The organism is Pseudomonas sp. GW823-FHT06B06, from assembly GCF_058795195.1.
Genome location: NZ_JBXAHO010000002.1, coordinates 1 through 18,787 on the forward strand (window position 1 = coordinate 1; position 18,787 = coordinate 18,787).

Here is an 18,787-nt window from a genome sequence, read left to right on the forward strand (position 1 = left end):
CCAGCGCGGCTAAACCGGCGTCCTGCCGGTTTACCCACTGCGCAATGCCTGCGTTCGGCCATCGTGGTTAACGGGGCACCCAAATCCAAAGCAAAGCGAGGCGGCCTTACAGCCGACCTGATCTTTGCGGATACCCCCAGCCCCCTGTAGGAGCCAGCGGTGCGGCGATCCGACTTGCCGGCGAACCAGGCGCCGCGGTGTATCTGTTGTACCGCGTTATCGTTCTTTGCCGGCAGGCCTGGCTCCTACAGGAGGAACACGTACGGCTCCCGATCAGGTCGGCTGTAAGGCCGCCTCGCTTTTGCGTTTGATTTCGCTTTTGATTTTCTTGCCCCATCGTGAGGCCGAGTGGAGGTTCTGCGCAGTGGGTAAACCGGCAGGGATGCCGGTTTAGCCGCGCTGGGCCAGGGATGGCCCATCGCGGCGGGCCCACGGAGCAGGACCGGAGCGAGGGTATGCCGAGCATTAGCGAGGCACCGAACGCCAGGGGCAAGAGCCCTTGGTTACTTGGGGCCGGGCGGCGTTCCGTGCTTCCAAGTGACTCGCTGTAAGAGCGAAACCATAGGCCGCCGTTACCGCAGCAATGGATATACACCCAATCCAAATGCCACCAACCTAAAGAACAGCATTACTGCCGAGGCCGGTTTTTTATGGCCTGGGCTAGATCAATGCAAGATCTGGCTCAGGAACAGCTTGGTGCGTTCATTCTGCGGGTTGTCGAAGAAGTCGTTCGGCGCCGCCTGCTCGACGATTTCGCCCTTGTCCATGAAGATCACGCGATTGGCCACGGTGCGGGCGAAGCCCATTTCGTGGGTTACGCAGAGCATGGTCATGCCGTCTTCGGCCAGGCCGATCATGGTGTCGAGCACCTCCTTCACCATCTCCGGATCGAGCGCCGAAGTCGGCTCGTCGAACAGCATGATTTTCGGTTTCATGCACAGCGCCCGGGCAATCGCCACGCGCTGCTGCTGGCCGCCGGACAGTTGCCCCGGGTACTTGTGCGCCTGCTCCGGAATGCGTACGCGTTCCAGGTAGTGCATGGCGATTTCCTCGGCCTTGCGCTTGGGCATCTTGCGCACCCACATCGGCGCCAGGGTGCAGTTCTGCAGGATGGTCAGGTGCGGGAACAGATTGAAGTGCTGGAACACCATGCCGACTTCGCGGCGGATCGCTTCGATCTGCTTGAGGTCGTTGGTCAGTTCCACACCATCGACCACGATGCGGCCCTGCTGGTGTTCTTCCAGGCGATTGAGGCAGCGGATAGTGGTGGATTTGCCCGAACCCGACGGCCCGCACAGGACGATCCGCTCGCCCTGCTTGACGTTGAGGTTGATGTCCTTGAGTACGTGGAACTGACCGTACCACTTGTTCACGCCCTGCATCTGGATAATGCCTTCAGGGCTCACAGGCTTCTTGATTGCTTCGCTCATTACAGAACTCCTAACGCTTGTGGCCAGTGTCGAGCTTGCGTTCCAGATGCATGGAATAGCGCGACATACCAAAACAGAAAATCCAGAACACCAGGGCCGCGAACACATAGCCTTCAGTGGCCATGCCCAGCCATTTCGGGTCGGCGGCGGCTTGCTTGACGCTGTTGAGCAGGTCGAAGAGGCCGATGATGATCACCAGGCTCGTGTCCTTGAACAGCGCGATGAAGGTGTTGACGATGCCGGGGATCACCAGCTTCAGGGCTTGCGGCAGAATCACCAGGCCCATGCTGCGCCAGTAGCCCAGGCCCATTGCCGCGGCCGCTTCGTACTGTCCTTTAGGGATCGCTTGCAGGCCGCCACGCACCACTTCGGCCACGTAGGCCGACTGGAACAGGATCACGCCGATCAGCGCCCGCAGCAATTTGTCGAAGTTCATGCCTTCAGGCAGGAACAACGGCAGCATCACCGAGGACATGAACAGCACCGTGATCAACGGCACGCCGCGCCAGAATTCGATGAAGGTCACGCAGACCACGCGAATTGCCGGCATGTTCGAACGTCGGCCCAATGCCAGGACAATCCCCAGGGGCAACGCACCGGCAATACCGACGGTGGCGATCACCAGGGTCAGCATCAGGCCGCCCCATTGGCTGGTCGCCACTTGGGTCAGGCCAAAGACGCCGCCGTGCAGCAGGCACCAGGCAATGATCGGGTACAGCACCAGGAAGCTCAGGCCATACACGGCTTTATGATGAAAGCGCGAGATGAACAACGGTGCCACGCCAATGACCGCCAGCCACACCGTCAGGTCGACGCGCCAGCGCAGTTCCGGCGGGTAATAGCCGTACATGAACTGGCCGAAGCGCTGCTGGATGAACACCCAGCAGGCGCCCTCCTTCGTGCAGTCGGCGCGGGTGGTGCCCACCCAGTTGGCATCGATGATTGCCCAGCTCAGGATCGGCGGTATCACCAGGTAGATCAGGTAGAACGCGAACAAGGTCAGCAGGGTGTTGAGCCAGCTGGAGAACATGTTCGCGCGTATCCACGCCATCGGGCCGAAGACCTTGGCCGGCGGTGGCATGTCGGGTTTGAAAGTATGAGTACTCATGCGCTATTCCTTACCGCTCGATCAGCGCAATGCGCTTGTTGTACCAGTTCATCAGCAGGGAAATGCTGATACTGATCGCCAGGTAAACGCTCATGGTGATGGCAATCACCTCGATCGCCTGGCCGGTCTGGTTGAGCACCGTGCCTGCGAACAGCGAGACCATCTCCGGATACCCGATACCGGCCGCCAGCGAGGAGTTCTTCGCCAGGTTCAGGTATTGGCTGGTCAGCGGCGGAATGATCACGCGCAGGGCTTGCGGGATGATCACCTTGCGCAGGGTCGGACCGTTGCGCAGGCCGAGCGAATGCGCAGCTTCGGTCTGGCCGTGGCTGACCGACTTGATGCCCGAACGCACGATCTCGGCGATGAACGCTGCGGTGTACACCGTGAGCGCCAGGGTCAAGGCCAGCAGTTCCGGGATCAGTACCCAGCCGCCGACGAAGTTGAAGCCTTGCAGCTTGGGCATTTCCCAGTGCACTGGCGCACCGAAGATCAACACGCACAGCGCCGGGATCGCCAGGAACAACGCCAGGCCAACCCAGAACTTGTGGAACGGCTCGCCCGTGGCTTCAAAGCGCTTGTTGGCCCAGCGGGTCATCAGCACGATGGCGACAATGGCCACGACGATGCTGATCACGAACGCCCAGAAACCATCGGCCATCAGCGCCGCCGGCATGTTCAGGCCGCGGCTGCTGACGAAGAAGGTGTCGCCGAAGTTGTGGCTGTTGCGCGGCCCCGGCATGGTCAGGAACACCGCGAAGTACCAGAACAGGATCTGCAGCAGAGGCGGAATGTTGCGGAAAACCTCCACGTACACGGTCGCCAGCTTGGCGATGATCCAGTTCTTCGACAGTCGGGCCACGCCGACGATGAAACCGAGGATCGTCGCCAGGATCACGCCGATGAAGGTCACCAGCAAGGTGTTTAGCAAGCCGATGACAAACACCCGGGCATAGCTGTCCGCTTCGGTGTAGTCGATCAGGTGTTGGGCGATGCCGAACCCGGCACTGCGCTCCAGAAAGTCAAAACCGGAGGTAATGCCCCGGTGTTGCAGGTTGGTCTGTGTGTTGTCGAACAGATACCAGCCTAGCGAGACCACCCCGATAATGGTGATGATCTGGAATACCCACGCACGCACTCGTGGATCGCTGAGGCTGAGCCTCTGCTTTGGTGCGCCGATTGAATTTTGCATGAAGTGCCCCGCAAAGAATGGAACAGAACATCACCCGGTGGTTGGCCCACCGGGTGATAGAACCATCAGCGCACTGGTGGTGCGTATTGAATGCCGCCAGCGTTCCACAAGGCGTTCAGCCCGCGGTCGATCTCCAGCGGAGTGCTCTTGCCGAGGTTTTTCTCGAACACTTCACCGTAGTTGCCGACTTGCTTGACGATCTGCACGACCCAGTCTTTCTTCACTTTCAGGTCTTTGCCGTATTCACCGTCAGTGCCCAGCAGTCGAGCGACGTCCGGGTTCTTGGTGGCCTTGGCTTCGGCTTCGACGTTTTTCGAGGTGATGCCGGCTTCTTCAGCGTTGAGCATGGCGTAGCCAACCCAGCGCACGATGGCCAGCCACTCGTCGTCGCCGTTACGCACGACCGGGCCCAGTGGTTCCTTGGAAATGGTTTCCGGCAGCACCACGTAGTCCTTCGGCGAGGCCAGCTTGCTGCGCTGGGCAAACAGTTGGGACTTATCGGAGGTCAGTACGTCGCAACGACCGGATTCAAGCGACTTGGCGCTCTCGTCGGAGGTGTCGAAAGTGATCGGGGTGTATTTCAGACCGTTGCCACGGAAGTAGTCGGAAACGTTCAGTTCGGTGGTGGTACCGGCCTGGATGCAGATGGTCGCGCCATCCAGCTCTTTGGCGCTCTTGACGCCCAGCTTGTTGTTGACCAGGAAGCCGATGCCATCGTAGTAAGTGATGAAGCCAGGGAATTTCAGACCCATGCCCGCGTCACGGGAGCTGGTCATGGTGGTGTTGCGCGACAGGATGTCGATCTCGCCGGACTGCAGCGCGGTGAAACGCTCCTTGGCGTTCAACTGGCTGAACTTGACCTTGGTCGCGTCGCCGAATACGGCAGCGGCCACGGCACGGCAGTAGTCTGCATCGATACCGACGATCTTGCCGGTGGAATCTGGAACCGAGAAGCCAGGCAGGCCATCGCTGACGCCGCACTGTACGAAACCTTTCTTCTGTACTGCATCCAGGGTCGCGCCCGCCTGAGCGAACCCACTGACGCCGAGTACCGCGGCTGCAGTCACGACTGCCAGGGTGGATTTCAACATCTTCATTCAAACCTCCAGTTTTGCTCTTGTTGTGTCGGAGCGTGAGTCCAGTCGCACCCTTTTGAGGCGTTGGTGACCCTTGTTGGCTTTTTATAGGGTCAACCGACGTAGGACCGTAGCCATGAGTCTAGTAGGAGAAAATCCATATAAAGGACAACTCACTTCTCACCAATCGGCCGAACGGGCTGTAGCCCTTTCTCGTTCGCGAAGCCCGTAGCGGCCATTGGCGAACATCCATTACCGGATTTTTTTGCTATCCCACTGCCAACAATGGCCTGATAGTGTTACCGACAGATGTGGGATTTTCGTACCAGCTTGCGTATAGCAAAGCCCGTACCACACCGACCGCTTAAGCGGTTAAGCGACAGGTCAATAGCAAAACTTGTAACCTTGCGACATCTTCGTAACTGATCAACCAGAGACGCCCTCAGACCTCGCACTCAATGAGAGCGCCCGCACATGTTTGGAGCAGCCATGACCAACCCTTTGATTCTTGAACCCATCAAGACCGCAGATGCCTGCGTTATCTGGCTCCACGGCCTGGGCGCCGATCGATACGACTTCCTGCCGGTGGCCGAAGCCCTGCAGGAGACTTTGCTGAGTACACGTTTCGTCTTGCCCCAGGCACCGACCCGCGCCGTCACCATCAATGGCGGTTACGAGATGCCGAGCTGGTACGACATATTGGCCATGAGCCCGGCACGGGCGATCAATCGCGAGCAGCTGGAAGAGTCGGCCAACTGGATAATCGAATTGCTCGAACAGCAGCGCGCCACCGGAATAGACGCTTCGCGAATTTTTCTCGCCGGCTTTTCCCAGGGCGGCGCCGTGGTTCTACACACCGCGTTTCTGAAATGGCAGGGCCCGCTGGGTGGCGTACTTGCCCTCTCGACTTATGCACCGACCTTCAGCGACGCGCTGGAACTGTCTGCCAGCCAGCAGCGCATTCCGGTGCTTTCGCTGCACGGGCAGTACGATGACGTGGTGCAGAACTCGATGGGACGTAGCGCCTACGAGCATTTGAAACAGCGTGGTGTCACCGTGACATGGCAGGAATACCCAATGGGCCATGAAGTGTTACCTGAGGAAATTCGCGACATCGGCGTGTGGCTCGACGAGCGCCTGCGGTAAACAATGACGTTTAAAAACGCCCTTTGATCCATCCCTCTACGCCGCGCCCGATTCTTGCATTACACTGGCCGGCGTACATTCCTTAACCAATTGATGAGATGACCGTGCTCAAAGCACTCAAGAAAATGTTCGGTAAAAGCGAGACTGAGCAACTCGCGCCAGTCCCCAGCGCTCCTTCTCACGCCCCCAGCCACCGCACCGACGGTAGTCAGCCTGGCCGTACCGCTGCCGTCGCGGCACCGAAACATGAGCCCGCGAGCACGGCGGCCGTCCAACCTGCGGTGGTCACTGCCCCCGAGCAGCCACACAGCGAAACGCCGAAACCCGCCAAACCCCGCCGCGAACCGAAGCCGAAAGCGCCGGTCATCCCGTGGAAACTCGAAGACTTTGTCGTCGAACCCCAGGAAGGCAAGACCCGTTTCCACGATTTCAAACTCGCCCCCGAACTGATGCACGCCATCCAGGACCTGGGCTTTCCGTACTGCACGCCGATCCAGGCCCAGGTGCTGGGCTTCACCCTCGCCGGCAAAGACGCCATCGGCCGCGCGCAGACCGGTACCGGCAAGACTGCGGCATTCCTGATATCGATCATCACCCAGCTGCTGCAGACCCCGCCGCCGAAAGAGCGCTACATGGGTGAGCCGCGCGCGCTGATCATCGCACCGACTCGCGAACTGGTGGTGCAGATCGCCAAGGACGCGGCGGACCTGACCAAGTACACCGGCCTGAACGTCATGACGTTTGTGGGCGGCATGGACTTCGACAAGCAGCTCAAGCACCTCGAGGCTCGCCATTGCGACATTCTCGTGGCCACCCCGGGTCGCCTGCTGGACTTCAACCAGCGCGGCGACGTGCACCTGGACATGGTCGAAGTGATGGTGCTGGACGAAGCCGACCGCATGCTCGACATGGGCTTCATCCCGCAGGTGCGCCAGATCATTCGCCAGACCCCGCCGAAGAATGAGCGTCAAACGCTGCTGTTCTCGGCGACCTTCACCGATGACGTGATGAACCTGGCCAAGCAGTGGACCACCGACCCGGCCATCGTCGAGATCGAGTCGCAGAATGTGGCCAGCGAAAACGTCGAGCAGCACATCTACGCGGTGGCCGGTGCCGACAAATACAAACTGCTCTACAACCTGGTCACCGACAACGGCTGGGAGCGGGTCATCGTCTTCGCCAACCGCAAGGATGAAGTACGCCGCATCGAAGAACGCCTGGTACGCGACGGGGTCAACGCCGCGCAGCTATCGGGTGATGTGCCGCAACACAAGCGCATCAAGACCCTGGAAGGTTTCCGCGAAGGCAAGATCCGCGTGCTGGTCGCCACCGACGTGGCAGGTCGCGGTATCCACATCGACGGCATCAGCCACGTGATCAACTTCACCCTGCCGGAAGTCCCGGACGACTACGTGCATCGCATCGGCCGTACCGGCCGTGCCGGCGCCGACGGCGTTTCCATCAGTTTTGCCGGTGAAGACGACTCCTACCAGCTACCGGCTATCGAGGAAAAACTGGGGCGCAAGATCAGCTGTGAAACACCGCCGACGCATCTATTGCGGGCGGTTGAGCGCAAGCGGCCGCACTGAGCCCCCTTGCAGTAACAAGCGCAGCCGGAAACGGACTGCGCTTTTTTTTCGCCCGGAGATTGCCAGAGATATCTAAAAGTCCATAATAGACAAATTAGTTTACATTCCAGCGCCCGGAGCCGACCATGCCCAGCACCCCTTACGTGATCAATCAGACCCAGGCCCGCGAGTTGCTGGCACAGGTGGACGTGCCGCAAATCCTGCGCAAGCTATTCCGCGACCTGGCCGCCGGGCAAGCGGTGCAGCCGGCACAGCAACTGGTGGAGTTTCCACAGGGTGCCGGCGACTTCATCAATTACCTGGGCGTGCTGGCCGAAGACGGCGTGTACGGAATCAAGACTTCGCCATACATCGTCCGTGAACAGGGGCCATTGGTAACGGCGTGGACGTTGTTGATGTCGATGCAAACCGGGCAGCCGCTGATGCTTTGCGATGCGGGCGAACTGACCACGGCCCGCACCGCTGCAACCACCGCCGTGGCGGTCGATGCCCTCGCGCCGCTCACCGCCAATCGCCTGGCAATCATCGGCAGCGGCAAAGTGGCCCAGGCGCACCTGCATTACGTGAAAGGCCTGCGCGACTGGCAAAGCATCAGCCTGTACTCGCCGAGCCTGAGTGAAGACCTTGAAACGGTGAGCCTGCTGAAAACCATCGAGCCGCGCCTGACCATCGCGCAAAGTCTCGAGGCCGCCATCAGTGACGCGGATGTTGTCATGCTCTGCACCTCGTCCGCAGGTCCGGTGATCGATCCGTCGAGCCTGAGTAAACCGGCGTTGATCACCTCCATCAGCACCAACGCGCCACGCGCCCACGAGGTGCCGCCGCAGAGCCTCAATGACATGCAGGTATTTTGCGACTACCGCCTGACCACCCCGGGTTCGGCCGGTGAGATGCTGATTGCAGGCGAGCAGCATGGCTGGGATAAAAGTGCGATTGTTGGCGACTTGGCCGACCTGCTGAGCGAGAAAGTGCAGCGCCCCGAATATGAGCGTCATGTGTTCTTCCGCTCGATCGGCCTCGGTCTGGAGGACATTGCGCTGGCCCATGCCATCTACCGCTTGCACCCCTGACACCCCAGTCCACTTGTGGGAGCGAGCCTGCTCGCGAATACGATCTTTCATTCAACGTTGATGTTGACTGATACGACGCTTTCGCGAGCAGGCTCGCTCCCACAGAGAATCTCGACAACATTGGCATTTGCGCCCCATCAGGAGACGTTCATGAGCCAGGCAGACTTCATCATCATCGGCGGCGGGATTGCCGGCGCTTCCACCGGTTTCTGGCTGTCGCAGCACAGTCGCGTGATCGTGCTCGAACGCGAGTCCCACCCGGCCTATCACTCCACCGGTCGTTCCGCGGCGCTGTACACCGCCGCCTACGGAACACCTCAGGTGCGTGCGTTAACCCAGGCCAGCCGCGACTTCTTCGACAATCCGCCAAGCGGTTTCTGCGAACACCCGCTGCTGACCCCGCGCGGCGAGATGACCGTGGACTTTACCGGCGACCCGGCCGAACTGAACAATCAATACCTGAGCGCCAAAGCCACGGTCCCTGAAATGCAATTGCTGAGCGCCGATGAGGCCTGCGTGCGCGTGCCGATCCTGCGCCGGGAAAAAGTCCACGGCGCGATCTACGATCCGACCGCCAGCGACATCGACACCGATGCCCTGCATCAGGGCTACCTGCGTGGCATCCGCCGCAACCAGGGCGAAGTCCATACCGACAGCGAAGTCCTGAGCCTGAGCCGCGATGCCGCAGGCTTGTGGCAAGTACAAACCCAGGGTCAGACCTTCAGCGCGCCGGTCATCATCAACGCCGCCGGCGCCTGGGCCGACAAGATCGGTGAAATGGCCGGCGCCCGGCCCCTGGGCCTGCAACCCAAGCGCCGCGCGGCCTTCATCTTCGCCGGCCCCGAGGGCGTGGACATCCACCATTGGCCGATGCTGGTGAGCCTCGACGAATCCTTCTATATGAAACCCGATGCCGGAATGTTCCTCGGCTCGCCGGCCAACGCAGACCCGGTCGAACCCCACGACGTACAGCCCGAAGAACTGGACATCGCCATGGGCATCTACCAGATCGAGGAAGCCACCACCCTGACCATCCGCCGCCCGACCCGAACCTGGGCCGGCCTGCGCAGTTTTGTCAGCGATGGTGACTTGCTGTCCGGTTTCGATCCGCAGGTGCAGGGATTGTTCTGGGTGGCGGCACAAGGCGGCTACGGCATCCAGACCTCGCCCGCCATGGGCCAGGCCAGTGCCGCGCTCGTACGCGGTGAACCCCTGCCCGAACCCCTTACCCGCTTCGGCCTGAATGCCGGAATGCTGTCCCCTGCCCGCCTGGGTTGAATGTAGTCCTCAGGTGACGCGCCGATTCGATTGCGGCACACTTTCAGCGTCCTGGTTGACGGGGCGCTGAAGCTGCCCGGAGCCCCACTGTATGAACGCACCTGAACAAGATCCGGTCCTGAACGAGACGTCCCTGGACAACTTCCGGGCCATCGCCGATGCCATCGCCACGCTGTTTTTCCCCCACGCCGAAGTGGTGCTGCACGATTTGCGCACGCAAAAAGTCGACTACATCGCCAACAACCTGTCGAAACGGGAAATCGGTGACGACTCGGCCCTGGAGGACATGCTCAGCGACGATGTCAGCGAACGCAACATCGGGCCCTACGAAAAGCTTAATTGGGATGGTCAGAAGATTCGCAGTCTCAGCACCGTGCTGCGCGACCGCGAGGGACACCCGCTGGCGGTGCTGTGCATCAATCTGAATATTTCGCTGTTCGAGAATGCCAAGGCCGCGCTGGACTTGTTCCTGTCGCCGACCAAGCTGATTCCGCAGCCCGATTCACTGTTTCGCGATGACTGGCAGGAGCGGATCAACACCTTCCTCCACGCCTGGCTGCGCGAACGCCAACTGAGCCTGAACCTGCTCACCCGCGACCACAAACGAGAACTGGTACTGGCCCTGCACGCCGAAGGCGCCTTCAAGGGCAAGAGCGCATCGAACTATGTGGCCAATGTACTGAACATGGGGCGGGCGACGGTGTACAAGCATTTGAAGGAACTCAAAGGCTGAGCAACTGACACCAAGACACCGAAGGGCCACGGCCGCCAACGATAACGCGGGAAACCCGACACCCCGCCGCGACCTCAGGCTCATCTGTAGGAGCGAGCATGCTCGCGATGGTCGTCAACGATAACGCGGGAAACCTGACACCCCGCCGCGACCTCAGGTTCATCGCGAGCATGCTCGCTCCTACAGATGGGGCGTCCCCAGCCCCCTCGTTATTCCAGCGCCGCAGCCGGGCCGAAGAACTCGTAGCGGCTCTGCTTTTCCGGTACGCCCAACGCCTTGAGGTGGCGCTTGACCGCCGCCATGAAGCCTTTAGGCCCAAGGAAGTAAGCATCCAGGTCGCGCTCTTCGGGCAACCAGGCGGCCAGTTGTTCCTGGCTCAACAGCCCGACCTTGTGCGCTGCCGGGCTGACACCGTCATCTTCGGCATAGCAGTAGAAACGCTTGAGTTGCGGGTGACGCTCGGCCAGCCCGTCGATCCAGTCGCGGAAGGCGTGGACGCTGCCATTGCGCGCGCAGTGGATGAAGTGCACCGGCCGCTCGGTTTCCAGCGCCGCTTCCAGCATGGCCAGGGTCGGGGTGATGCCGACGCCACCGCTGATCAGCACCAGCGGTTTGTCACTGGCGCTCAGGGTGAACTCGCCCGATGGCGGGAACAGCTGGATGCTCGCCCCTACATGCAATTGATCGTGCAAGTGATTGGAGGCTCGCCCGCCATCTTCACGCTTGACGCTAATGCGGTATTGGCCCTTGTTCGCCAACGCCGACAGCGAATAGTTGCGGCGAATCTCTTCGCCATCGAGGATCAGTTTCATGCCGATGTACTGGCCTGGCTCGGCGGCGAGGATAGGCCCCTTGTCAGCCGGTTCGAAATAGAAAGAGGTGATTTCCGCACTTTCCTCGACCTTGGCCGCCACGATGAATTCCCGCGCCCCGCGCCAGCCGCCCGGTGCCTGCTCTTTCTGGTCGTAGATGCTGGTTTCGGCACCGATCAGGATGTCCGCCAGTTGACCGTAAGCCGCTCCCCATGCCGCAATCACTTCAGGCGTGGCGATTTCTTCGCCCAGCACCTCGGCAATGGCCCGCAGCAGGCAGCTACCTACAATCGGGTAGTGTTCCGGCAGAATCTGCAGGGCCACGTGCTTGTTGATGATCTTGGCCACCAGGTCGCCCAACTGATCGAGCTGGTCGATGTGGCGGGCGTACATCAATACACCGTTCGCCAGGGCGCGCGGTTGGTCACCGCTGGCCTGGTGAGCCTGGTTGAACAGAGGACGGACTTGCGGATATTCGGACAACATCATCCGGTAGAAGTGAGTGATCAGCGCTTCGCCACCGCTTTCAAGCAATGGCACAGTGGACTTGACGATGGCACGGTCTTGAACGCTCAGCATAAGGTGACTCCTGGGCAACGGTTTTTTTTAACAGTTGCCTTAGACTTATCAGTTTCCGTGCCAACTATTAAAACCTTAAAAATCAATTACTTAATTGCACAGTAGTCATTACGACACACAGCAGGTTATAGTCTTATCGACTACACGGAGTCACTATGACTGCAAAATCCTTGCTCACTGCGCTGTTGCCACTGGTGGCGGACCTGTCCCGCGAACTCCCCGAGGGCGAACGCTATCGACGCTTGCTGGAAGCCATGCGCGCCCTGCTCCCCTGTGATGCCGCCGCCCTGCTGCGCCTCGATGGTGAATGGCTGGTGCCGCTGGCTGTCGATGGCTTGAGCACCGACACCCTAGGCCGGCGCTTCAAGGTCAGCGAACACCCACGTTTTGAGGCACTGCTCAGCAGCACCGGCCCCACGCGGTTTGCCGCTGACAGCAATATGCCCGACCCGTATGACGGCCTGGTCGATGGCCTGGACGATCATCTGGAAGTCCACGATTGCATGGGTTGCCCGCTGTTTATCGATGAGCGACCGTGGGGCCTGCTGACACTCGACGCCCTCAACCCGGAACAGTTCGAACCGATCGAGCTGGATGCCCTGGAGGCCTTCGCCAGCCTCGCGGCGGCTACCGTCAACGCCGCTGAACGTATCGAGCGTTTGAACAACAGGGTCGAAGACGAACACCAGCGCGCCGAGGTGTACCGTCAGGCCAGCGGCCAGCAAAGCCGCGAAATGATTGGTCAAAGCAAAGCGCACAAACGCCTGGTGGAAGAGATCAACCTGGTGGGCGGCAGCGATCTGACGGTGCTGATCACCGGGGAAACCGGGGTGGGCAAGGAGCTGGTGGCCCAGGCTATCCACGCCGCCTCGCCGCGTGCCGACAAACCCATCATCAGCCTCAACTGTGCTGCCTTGCCGGATACGCTGGTGGAGAGCGAGCTGTTCGGGCACGTCCGCGGGGCCTTCACCGGGGCGCTGAACGACCGACGCGGCAAGTTTGAACTAGCCAATGGCGGCACGCTGTTCCTGGATGAGGTGGGCGAGCTGTCGCTGACCGTGCAGGCCAAATTGCTGCGCGTGCTGCAAAGCGGTCAGCTACAGCGGCTGGGTTCGGACAAGGAGCATCAGGTCGATGTGCGACTGATCGCAGCGACCAATCGCGACTTGGCCGAAGAAGTGCGCAGTGGTCGCTACCGCGCCGATTTTTATCACCGGCTCAGCGTTTACCCGTTGCTGGTACCGGCACTGCGTGACCGTGGGCGAGATGTGTTGCTGCTCAGCGGTTACTTCCTCGAGCAGAACCGCTCGCGCATGGGCCTCAACAGCCTGCGCCTGAGCACCGATGCCCAAGCGGCGTTGTTGGCCTACGGCTGGCCCGGCAATGTGCGCGAGCTGGAACACCTGATCGGCCGCAGCGCGTTGAAGGCGCTGGGCAACTGCAAGGAGCGACCGAAAATTCTCAGCTTGAGTGCCGCCGACCTCGATCTGCCCCATGGCAACGTCGAAGTCAGCGCCGAGCAACCCACCGCTGCGGCCGTGGAAACGGTGACCGGGGATTTGCGCGAAGCCACCGAGCGTTATCAGCGCCAATTGATCGGCGCTTGCCTTGAACGACACCACCACAACTGGGCGAGCGCTGCCCGCGAGCTGGGCCTGGATCGGGCCAATCTCGGGCGGATGGCCAAGCGCCTGGGGATGAAATAGGCACCGGGGGCAATCGTTGCGAGTGGCGCATAACTTGCTTCGAGAGCCACCTTCGCGGCGACATTCTGTCGCCGCTGCCTGCCCCCGGATGCGACTGACCGCCCAATGAATACGACGTTTTCCTGTGTAGGCTGTGGCAAATGCTGCAATGACCACCACGTGCCCCTGACCCTGCAAGAAGCCCGGATGTGGGCGGCCGACGGTGGCCAGGTCATCGTTTTGGTGGAAGCCTTCCTGAACAATGGCCTGGGCCTGTCGGCGCAGCAACGCGAGCACGCCGCACGGCGCTCGGCAGTGGTGCGCAGCGGTACCTGCGAGGCTTTCGTTGCCATCACTTTTGCCGCCTACAGCACCGGCGCCTGCCGCCATCTTGACCAGGACAACCTGTGCCGCATCTATGAACGCCGGCCGCTGGTGTGCCGCATCTATCCGATGGAGATCAATCCGCACATTCCCCTGAACATCGCGGCCAAGGAATGTCCGCCGCAATCATGGGAACAGGGACCGCCGCTGATTGTCGGTGGCGAGTTGGCGGATCCGCAACTGGCGGACCTGATCCAGCGCTCTCGCCAGGCGGATCGCGATGACATCCACGTCAAGGACGCGATATGCGCGCTATTGGAGATTCGAACCACTGCACTCAAGGGCGACGGGTTTACCGCTTACCTGCCGGACATGACCGCGTTCGCCACGATCATCGACGAATTGGCCGGACAGACGTTACCGGCGTGGGAAAGCGAATGGCAGTTTCATGTGTCGGGGGACGATGTCGCCGGCCCCCTATTGGCAGCGGGTGCGCAGGTGGCGACCGAGTCGCCCGCTCACTATGCTTTCATTTCGTTGCGAACGGCTTGAGCCCACCAGGCGACACCTGTATTCGCCCCTTCGCGAAGCACACTGGATAAACCTGAGACCTAACGCTTGCCCATCGAACGGCGTGTCCCCGGAGGCGCCATCCCCGGCGTCTTGGTGTGGCCATTCTTGGCGCCGTTCTTGTACCACGGCTGGCTGGCGTCCTTAGTGGCCTGCAGCTCACCGGGCTTGAACGGGAACTTGAACGCCGGGATTGCGGTTTTGGTCTCGCTGTCAGCGCTGGAGTCGACGCTGTCTGGCAGCTCTGCCTGTTCGTCGCTCAAGGCGTCGGCTACCGGCGGTTGTTTCGGGGAAGTCATGAAAAGCTCCGGGTGATGCACACTGTGTCGGGCCCGTTCAGCGAGCCACGAAAGACGCCAGTATAGCGGAAGGGCAGGTACAGGCTTCAAGCTGCAAGCTTCAAGTTAAACGCGCTGCGGGTAGCTTTTAACTTGCGGCTTGCAGCTTGAAACTTGTAGCTTTCCTTCCATTCTCTCCGCCCGACGAGCCCTGCGCCCATGAAAAAGACTGTTCTCGCCTTCAGCCGCGTCACGCCAGAAATGGTTGAACGCCTGCAACAAGACTTCGACGTCATCGTGCCGAACCCGAAAAAGGGTGATATCAACGCCCAGTTCAACGAAGCCCTGCCCCATGCCCACGGATTGATCGGGGTCGGCCGCAAGCTCGGTCGTGCACAACTGGAAAACGCCGCCAGTCTGGAAGTCGTGTCCAGCGTTTCGGTGGGCTATGACAACTACGACGTGGACTATTTCAACGAGCGCGGGATCATGCTCACCAACACGCCGGACGTGCTCACCGAAAGCACCGCCGACCTGGCCTTCGCTTTGTTGATGAGTAGTGCACGCCGCGTCGCCGAGCTCGACGCCTGGACCAAGGCAGGCCAGTGGCAAGCCACCGTCGGTGCACCGCTGTTCGGCTGCGATGTCCACGGCAAGACCCTGGGCATCGTCGGCATGGGCAACATCGGCGCGGCCATCGCGCGCCGAGGTCGGCTGGGCTTCAACATGCCAATCATCTACAGCGGCAACAGCCGCAAGACTGCGCTGGAACAGGAACTCGGTGCGCAGATGCGTAGCCTGGACGAGCTGTTGGCTGAAGCCGACTTCGTCTGCCTGGTGGTTCCGCTCAGCGAGAAGACCAGACACTTGATCAGCCATCGCGAACTGGCCCTGATGAAGCCGAGCGCGATCCTGGTGAACATCGCCCGGGGTCCGGTGGTGGACGAGCCGGCACTGATCGATGCGCTGCAAAACAACCGCATTCGCGGTGCCGGGCTGGATGTGTATGAAAAGGAGCCGCTGGCCGAGTCGCCGCTGTTTCAGCTGAAAAACGCAGTGACCTTGCCGCATATCGGTTCGGCCACCCATGAGACCCGCGATGCCATGGCCAACCGCGCCTTGGCGAACCTGCGCAGCGCATTGCTAGGTGAGCGTCCACAAGACCTGGTCAACCCGCAGGTCTGGAAAGGTTGAATGAACGAAGGCACGTCTGGCTGGACGTGCCATTTGCCATAACATCAAGCGAGCTGCAATTTAAGTAGAACAGACGACATAACTTGCAATGCAGTCTCCGACTGAACTTCCCTGAAGAACTATAAACTTCGAGCGATCAAAGAACGCACCAAGGGCGCACTCGGAGAATAACCAATGAACAAACTCACCACCGCCTCTGTGATAAGGCGGAGCAAAGTACTTGTTGTTTTAACCGCAACATTATTCGGGCTAATGACGCTCGCCAACAATGTTACCGATTATGCGGCATATGCCGAATACATCGGGCGCATCATCAGCATGAGCGACACCACGGGCAACGACTCACGGCGCTACAGGTCCATCACGTCCAACATGTTTCACCATCGTTTTTACTGGGCAATCATTTCACTCGAAATTATTTTTACCTTTAGTTGCCTGGTGGGGACCTGGCAGCTCTATCGAAAACTTGATGCACCACGCAACGAGTTTCACGAAGCAAAAAAATTCGCAATCGCTGGCTTCGTGACAGGTATTTTTGTATATCAGGGTTTATACGTCATCATTCTCAATGAATGGTTCGACATGGATTACTCCGTTCATCGCAACACCTATGTTTGGGCACAAAACAATATTGAATATATGTTTCTCGGCCTGATCTTTCTCACGGCAGTAAAAGACAGCTGAACAGCCTGCGGCTCAGGCCAGCTTCCCCGCCACGGTTTTGGCGCTCGTGCCGGGCTTGCGAAACACCAACACGTTACCCAGCATGACCAGTACCAGGCCCACGAGTGCCGGGGGAGTCCATTGGTAGCCTTCGGCGAACGCCGATACATTCAGCGCCACCACCGGAAACAGAACGGTGCAATAGGCTGCGCGCTCGGGGCCCATGCGCCCGACCAGGGTCAGGTAGGCAGTGAAACCGATGACCGAACCGGGAATCACCAGGTACAACAGCGAGCCGATGTAGCGAGCGTTCCATTCCATGTCGAACGGGATCCCCTTGACCAGGCACCACGCCGACAACATCGCCGCGCCATAGGCCATGCCCCAGGCATTGGTCGTCAGCGGTTTGAGCCCGGCCTTTTGTTGCAGGCTCGACAGCATGTTCCCGGCCGAGAAACACAGCGTGCCGCACAAGGCCAGGCCAAGGCCAAGCAAGGTTTGCGGGCTGGCGGTGTGACCCGCCAGCTCGGGCCAGAACAGCAGGCCCAGACCGAGCAAGCCCAGCGCGCCGCCCATCAGCACATTGCGGGCGATTTTCTGAGCGAAGAACACCCGTGCATTCAGCGCATTCCACAGCGTGGCCGTGGAAAACACCACGGCGACCAGTCCGCTGGGGATCCACTGACTGGCGGTCAGGAAACACATGAAGTTGACGCAGAACAGGCATAACCCTTGCGCCAGGCAAATCAAGTGCCCGCGGCGGTTCATCAATTGCAGGCGGCGGCTAAGCAGCAGGATCACGAACAGCACCAGCGCCGCCAAGCCAAAGCGATAGACAATGGACACGGGAATCGCCACCACGCCCAGTTGCCATTTCAGGGCGATCCAGGTGGTGCCCCAGATCAGCACGGTCAGCAGGTACAACGAAAGGTTCATGGCAAAGGCTCCTTGATAGGCGACCAGTGTCCTGCGCCGCGTTGCGCCGCACTTGCATAATCTTGCGCTTTTGTCAGTCGACGGGCTGGCAGGCGAAGGCCTACGGAGTAGGATGCAAGGCGTTGGAGAGAAACGATCATGCCCGCACTGGAATCCCTGCAAGTCTTTCAAGCCCTCAACCGCTCGCCCAATGCTCGCCTGGAGCACAGCGCCGAGCTCGGTGACGGATTGGCAGCAGCCTTGTGGAACAACCACCACGATGCCCAGGACTACGAAGCGCCGAGCCACCACACGCTGTCCTGCTACATCGCTGGCGGCACCGGGACCTTCCGGCGCGACCAGCCCGGCACCAAGGGCGGTCCGGACAAGCTGTGCATCCTGCCGGCCGACCATCAGTCAGGCTGGGTGATCAATGGCGACATTCGCCTGGCCCACCTGTATTTCAGCCCGGAACAATTTGCCCTCGGCTGCGTCACCCTGCTCGATCGCGAGCCACGGCAACTGCAGTTGCGTGAGCAAACTTTTCTGGATGACCCACAACAGGCGTTGCGCTTTCGGCACTTGATCCGCCTCAACTGGGACGAACCGGGAGAACGTCTGCTCACCAGCAGCCTGGCCCATGAAATGCTCGCCCACGCCCTGCTCAGCCAGGTCAGCGTACGTCCCGGCTTGCGACTCAAGGGTGGCCTGGCCGCGCATCAGCGACGGCATCTAGTGGAGTTCATCGACAGTCAATTGGCTGAAGCCATCAGCCTGGGGCAGTTGGCTGCTCTGTGCGCATTATCCGAGTACCACTTTGCGCGGATGTTTCGTGAGAGCTTCGGTTTGCCGCCCCATCAGTATGTACTGGCGCGGCGCTTGAGCCGGGCGCGGGAGTTGCTGCGCAGCACCTCGCAGCCGTTGGGAGAGATTGCATTGGGGTGCGGGTTTGCCAGTGCCAGTCACTTCACCAATCGATTCAGGCAGGCGCTAGGTGGAACGCCGGGAGAATATCGGCAGGCGTTTTTGCGTTAATGCCGGGATATTCATTGCCTGTCAGGCCGCCATCGCTGGCAAGCCAGCTCCCACAGCTTTCGGTGTCGATTGCATACACAAACCCTGTGGGAGCTGGCTTGCCAGCGTTG

General features: G+C 60.4%; 17 protein-coding genes. 10 read left to right on the forward strand and 7 right to left on the reverse strand.

The genetic code is table 11. The features are described from left to right. Positions 1-665: 665 nt before the first annotated feature. From AC1Q8Q_RS01670 to AC1Q8Q_RS01685, 4 genes are all read right to left on the reverse strand, one after another. The gene (locus tag AC1Q8Q_RS01670) at positions 666-1,430 is read right to left on the reverse strand and encodes an amino acid ABC transporter ATP-binding protein (protein ID WP_007905492.1); all 765 of its coding nucleotides are present in this window, start codon (positions 1,428-1,430) and stop codon (positions 666-668) included. A gap of 10 nt (positions 1,431-1,440) precedes the next feature. Beyond that, positions 1,441-2,538, reverse strand: coding sequence for an amino acid ABC transporter permease (locus AC1Q8Q_RS01675; protein ID WP_020796719.1), 1,098 nt, complete (start codon positions 2,536-2,538; stop codon positions 1,441-1,443). Between the two features lie 10 nt (positions 2,539-2,548). Further along, positions 2,549-3,730, reverse strand: a complete 1,182-nt coding sequence (locus AC1Q8Q_RS01680; protein WP_020796718.1) for an amino acid ABC transporter permease — start codon at positions 3,728-3,730, stop codon at positions 2,549-2,551. Positions 3,731-3,795: 65 nt separating this feature from the next. Further along, the gene (locus AC1Q8Q_RS01685; protein WP_020796717.1) at positions 3,796-4,827 is read right to left on the reverse strand and encodes an amino acid ABC transporter substrate-binding protein; all 1,032 of its coding nucleotides are present in this window, start codon (positions 4,825-4,827) and stop codon (positions 3,796-3,798) included. Positions 4,828-5,295: 468 nt separating this feature from the next. Here AC1Q8Q_RS01685 and AC1Q8Q_RS01690 point away from each other — a divergent pair, with 468 nt between their 5' ends. From AC1Q8Q_RS01690 to AC1Q8Q_RS01710, 5 genes are all read left to right on the forward strand, one after another. After that, positions 5,296-5,952: an alpha/beta hydrolase gene (locus tag AC1Q8Q_RS01690; protein ID WP_033044035.1), complete on the forward strand. Its 657-nt coding sequence runs from the start codon at positions 5,296-5,298 to the stop codon at positions 5,950-5,952. Positions 5,953-6,050: 98 nt separating this feature from the next. Beyond that, positions 6,051-7,541, forward strand: a complete 1,491-nt coding sequence (gene rhlB, locus AC1Q8Q_RS01695) for an ATP-dependent RNA helicase RhlB (protein WP_033044034.1) — start codon at positions 6,051-6,053, stop codon at positions 7,539-7,541. A gap of 125 nt (positions 7,542-7,666) precedes the next feature. Continuing rightward, positions 7,667-8,611, forward strand: a complete 945-nt coding sequence (locus AC1Q8Q_RS01700) for an ornithine cyclodeaminase family protein (protein ID WP_168757255.1) — start codon at positions 7,667-7,669, stop codon at positions 8,609-8,611. Positions 8,612-8,761: 150 nt separating this feature from the next. Continuing rightward, a complete protein-coding gene (locus AC1Q8Q_RS01705; protein ID WP_168757254.1) occupies positions 8,762-9,889 on the forward strand; it encodes an NAD(P)/FAD-dependent oxidoreductase in 1,128 nt (375 codons plus the stop codon). Between the two features lie 91 nt (positions 9,890-9,980). Continuing rightward, positions 9,981-10,622, forward strand: a complete 642-nt coding sequence (locus AC1Q8Q_RS01710) for a helix-turn-helix transcriptional regulator (protein WP_008054465.1) — start codon at positions 9,981-9,983, stop codon at positions 10,620-10,622. Positions 10,623-10,831: 209 nt separating this feature from the next. Here AC1Q8Q_RS01710 and hmpA read toward each other — a convergent pair whose 3' ends face one another. Further along, positions 10,832-12,013 (reverse strand): NO-inducible flavohemoprotein, encoded by a 1,182-nt coding sequence (hmpA, locus tag AC1Q8Q_RS01715; protein WP_020796709.1) that lies wholly within the window; start codon positions 12,011-12,013, stop codon positions 10,832-10,834. A gap of 155 nt (positions 12,014-12,168) precedes the next feature. Here hmpA and norR point away from each other — a divergent pair, with 155 nt between their 5' ends. Both norR and AC1Q8Q_RS01725 read left to right on the forward strand, forming a co-directional pair. Continuing rightward, positions 12,169-13,719 carry a nitric oxide reductase transcriptional regulator NorR gene (gene norR / locus AC1Q8Q_RS01720; protein ID WP_020796708.1) on the forward strand — a complete coding sequence of 517 codons (1,551 nt, stop codon included), beginning with the start codon at positions 12,169-12,171 and terminating at the stop codon, positions 13,717-13,719. Positions 13,720-13,824: 105 nt separating this feature from the next. Further along, positions 13,825-14,574 (forward strand): YkgJ family cysteine cluster protein, encoded by a 750-nt coding sequence (locus AC1Q8Q_RS01725; protein ID WP_492614762.1) that lies wholly within the window; start codon positions 13,825-13,827, stop codon positions 14,572-14,574. A 59-nt stretch (positions 14,575-14,633) separates the two neighbouring features. On the opposite strand, the gene AC1Q8Q_RS01730 is transcribed toward AC1Q8Q_RS01725, so the two are convergent. After that, a complete protein-coding gene (locus AC1Q8Q_RS01730; RefSeq protein WP_020796706.1) occupies positions 14,634-14,891 on the reverse strand; it encodes a hypothetical protein in 258 nt (85 codons plus the stop codon). A 198-nt stretch (positions 14,892-15,089) separates the two neighbouring features. Here AC1Q8Q_RS01730 and AC1Q8Q_RS01735 point away from each other — a divergent pair, with 198 nt between their 5' ends. Together AC1Q8Q_RS01735 and AC1Q8Q_RS01740 are read left to right on the forward strand one after the other, a co-directional pair. Next, positions 15,090-16,064: a 2-hydroxyacid dehydrogenase gene (locus AC1Q8Q_RS01735; RefSeq protein ID WP_020796705.1), complete on the forward strand. Its 975-nt coding sequence runs from the start codon at positions 15,090-15,092 to the stop codon at positions 16,062-16,064. A 174-nt stretch (positions 16,065-16,238) separates the two neighbouring features. Then, complete coding sequence (locus tag AC1Q8Q_RS01740) at positions 16,239-16,748, forward strand: DUF2165 family protein (protein WP_083348242.1); 510 nt, start codon at positions 16,239-16,241, stop codon at positions 16,746-16,748. A gap of 12 nt (positions 16,749-16,760) precedes the next feature. Here the strand turns inward: AC1Q8Q_RS01740 and AC1Q8Q_RS01745 are convergent, their stop codons facing one another. Then, positions 16,761-17,663 (reverse strand): DMT family transporter, encoded by a 903-nt coding sequence (locus AC1Q8Q_RS01745; protein WP_492614763.1) that lies wholly within the window; start codon positions 17,661-17,663, stop codon positions 16,761-16,763. A 138-nt stretch (positions 17,664-17,801) separates the two neighbouring features. Between AC1Q8Q_RS01745 and AC1Q8Q_RS01750 the strand changes: the two genes are divergently transcribed. After that, entirely contained in the window at positions 17,802-18,677 is an 876-nt protein-coding gene (locus tag AC1Q8Q_RS01750) for a helix-turn-helix domain-containing protein (RefSeq protein ID WP_492614764.1), read from the forward strand. Positions 18,678-18,787: the final 110 nt, after the last annotated feature.

Coding starts and splice junctions, on each gene's coding strand:
- AC1Q8Q_RS01670 (WP_007905492.1), bottom strand. CDS start 1,430: ATGAGCGAAGCAATCAAGAAGCCTGTGAGCCCTGAAGGCATTATCCAG.
- AC1Q8Q_RS01675 (WP_020796719.1), bottom strand. CDS start 2,538: ATGAGTACTCATACTTTCAAACCCGACATGCCACCGCCGGCCAAGGTC.
- AC1Q8Q_RS01680 (WP_020796718.1), bottom strand. CDS start 3,730: ATGCAAAATTCAATCGGCGCACCAAAGCAGAGGCTCAGCCTCAGCGAT.
- AC1Q8Q_RS01685 (WP_020796717.1), bottom strand. CDS start 4,827: ATGAAGATGTTGAAATCCACCCTGGCAGTCGTGACTGCAGCCGCGGTA.
- AC1Q8Q_RS01690 (WP_033044035.1), top strand. CDS start 5,296: ATGACCAACCCTTTGATTCTTGAACCCATCAAGACCGCAGATGCCTGC.
- rhlB (WP_033044034.1), top strand. CDS start 6,051: ATGACCGTGCTCAAAGCACTCAAGAAAATGTTCGGTAAAAGCGAGACT.
- AC1Q8Q_RS01700 (WP_168757255.1), top strand. CDS start 7,667: ATGCCCAGCACCCCTTACGTGATCAATCAGACCCAGGCCCGCGAGTTG.
- AC1Q8Q_RS01705 (WP_168757254.1), top strand. CDS start 8,762: ATGAGCCAGGCAGACTTCATCATCATCGGCGGCGGGATTGCCGGCGCT.
- AC1Q8Q_RS01710 (WP_008054465.1), top strand. CDS start 9,981: ATGAACGCACCTGAACAAGATCCGGTCCTGAACGAGACGTCCCTGGAC.
- hmpA (WP_020796709.1), bottom strand. CDS start 12,013: ATGCTGAGCGTTCAAGACCGTGCCATCGTCAAGTCCACTGTGCCATTG.
- norR (WP_020796708.1), top strand. CDS start 12,169: ATGACTGCAAAATCCTTGCTCACTGCGCTGTTGCCACTGGTGGCGGAC.
- AC1Q8Q_RS01725 (WP_492614762.1), top strand. CDS start 13,825: ATGAATACGACGTTTTCCTGTGTAGGCTGTGGCAAATGCTGCAATGAC.
- AC1Q8Q_RS01730 (WP_020796706.1), bottom strand. CDS start 14,891: ATGACTTCCCCGAAACAACCGCCGGTAGCCGACGCCTTGAGCGACGAA.
- AC1Q8Q_RS01735 (WP_020796705.1), top strand. CDS start 15,090: ATGAAAAAGACTGTTCTCGCCTTCAGCCGCGTCACGCCAGAAATGGTT.
- AC1Q8Q_RS01740 (WP_083348242.1), top strand. CDS start 16,239: ATGAACAAACTCACCACCGCCTCTGTGATAAGGCGGAGCAAAGTACTT.
- AC1Q8Q_RS01745 (WP_492614763.1), bottom strand. CDS start 17,663: ATGAACCTTTCGTTGTACCTGCTGACCGTGCTGATCTGGGGCACCACC.
- AC1Q8Q_RS01750 (WP_492614764.1), top strand. CDS start 17,802: ATGCCCGCACTGGAATCCCTGCAAGTCTTTCAAGCCCTCAACCGCTCG.